The organism is Acetatifactor sp., from assembly GCF_982438285.1.
Genome location: NZ_CEWDFQ010000440.1, coordinates 1 through 2,083 on the forward strand (window position 1 = coordinate 1; position 2,083 = coordinate 2,083).

Genomic DNA, 2,083 nt, shown 5'->3' on the forward strand with positions numbered 1-2,083 from the left:
GAGAAGATGTGATCAGAGTGGTTGAAGAGGAGGACGTGGAATTTATACGTCTTCAGTTTACGGATATGCTGGGAAATCTTAAGAATATTGCCGTCACGGCAAGCCAGCTGGACAGGGCCCTGGACAATCGATGTATGTTTGACGGTTCGGCCATTGACGGATTTGTGAAGGTGGAGGAATCGGATATGTATCTGCATCCCGATTTTACCACGCTGGAGATTTTTCCCTGGAGGCCCCAGCAGGGAAAGGTGGCACGGATGATCTGTGACGTGCACTATCCAAACGGAGAACCCTTCGAGGGAGATCCCCGGTACGTCTTAAAGCAGGCCATCTCAGAGGCCAGGGCGCTGGGATATGAGTTCCGAGTGGGGCCCGAATGCGAATTTTTCCTATTTAATACGGATGAAAATACACTGCCCACCACAGAGACCCACGAGCAGGCAGGTTATTTTGACATTGGCCCGCTGGATTTTGGAGAGAATGCCAGACGAGATATTGTGATGACACTGGAGGACATGGGGCTTGTGGTGGAGGCCTCTCACCACGAGATGGCCCCCGCCCAGCATGAGATTGATTTCCGGTATGATGAGGCTCTGGCCGCAGCAGACAATATTATGACCTTTAAGCTGGCGGTGAAAACCATTGCAAAACGCCATGGGCTTCACGCCACCTTTATGCCCAAGCCCAAGTACGGCGTCAACGGCTCCGGCATGCACATCAATATGTCCCTGCATCGGGGGGATGCCAATATTTTTGCGGATAAAACAGACCCCTTGGGACTGAGCAGAGAGGCCTATTGGTTTATGGGCGGCATTATGAAGCATATCAAGGGAATGGCAGCCATCACCAATCCTCTTGTGAATTCCTATAAGCGGCTGGTTCCGGGATATGAGGCTCCCGTCTATATTGCCTGGAGCGCCACCAATAGAAGCCCCCTGATCCGGATTCCTTCTGCAAAGGGAGAGGGTACCCGGATTGAGCTGAGAAGCCCGGATTCGGCGGCTAACCCTTATCTGACGCTGGCGGTGTGCCTGCGGGCGGGACTGGATGGCATTGTAAATAAAATCGAGCCGCCAAAGAGCGTGGACGGGAACATATTTGCCATGACAAAGCAGGAGAGAATCAGCCTTGGAATAGAACAGCTTCCCGGCACGCTGATCGAGGCAGTGGAGGAATTAAAGAAGGATACCTTTATTTGCAGCGTTCTTGGGCCTCATCTGGCCCAAAAATATGTGGAGGCCAAGGAGGCGGAATGGCACAAATACCGCTGTCATGTGTCTGAGTGGGAAATAGAGGAGTATCTGTACAGATATTAGTACCGCACCTCTTGCAGAAATTTTTGGAAGGTAAGGAGGTAGCGCGTGACCAATATCATAGTAGTACTGCCTAAGCTGGAGGATGCAAAGGGCCTTAAGAATATTCTTGTGCGAAACGGCTTTCAGGTGACTGGGGTATGCACTACGGGAGCACAGGCCATAAGCCAGGCGGACGGACTGCACGACGGTATTGTCATATGCAGCTACAAGATGATGGATATGGTTTATGACCAGCTGCACGAATGTCTGCCGGGCGGCTTTGAGATGCTGCTTTTGGCCTCTCAGAGGCTGGTGAATGAATGCTATGGCAATGACATTGTATGCCTGTCCATGCCCCTTAAGGTGAACGACCTGATTGACACTGTAAATATGATGACGGAGGGCATTGAGCGCCGCAGACGGCGGCTGAAGAAGCAGCCCAGGGTGAGGACTGCCCAACAGGAGGCTGTGATTAAGGAGGCCAAGGAGCTTTTGATGGCCCGCAACCACATGACAGAGGAGGAAGCCCACCGCTATCTGCAAAGGTGCAGTATGGACAGCGGCACAAATGTGGTGGAGACGGCCCAAATGGTGCTGTCTTTGATGGGAGGACCATAAAGGAAGCTTATCCTGGTAAAAGCTGACTGCGGAGGCAGAGAAAGGAAGGGGTTATGAAATTTACCAAAATGCAGGGATGCGGCAATGATTATATTTATGTGAACGGTTTTGCCGAGCATATTTTACAGGAAGAAAAACCCAAACTGGCAAGAAGGCTCAGCGACCGCCAC

General features: G+C 51.7%; 2 protein-coding genes and 1 pseudogene. All 3 read left to right on the forward strand.

The features are described 5' to 3' along the window. Window positions 1–1,316: type I glutamate--ammonia ligase (glnA, locus tag AC1WIP_RS14985; RefSeq protein ID WP_481142584.1), on the forward strand; the 1,316-nt coding region annotated here is incomplete at its 5' end. Between the two features lie 45 nt (window positions 1,317–1,361). Continuing rightward, complete coding sequence (locus AC1WIP_RS14990; protein WP_481142585.1) at window positions 1,362–1,913, forward strand: ANTAR domain-containing response regulator; 552 nt, start codon at window positions 1,362–1,364, stop codon at window positions 1,911–1,913. Window positions 1,914–1,966: 53 nt separating this feature from the next. Beyond that, window positions 1,967–2,083: pseudogene (locus AC1WIP_RS14995) on the forward strand (diaminopimelate epimerase); the annotation flags it as partial.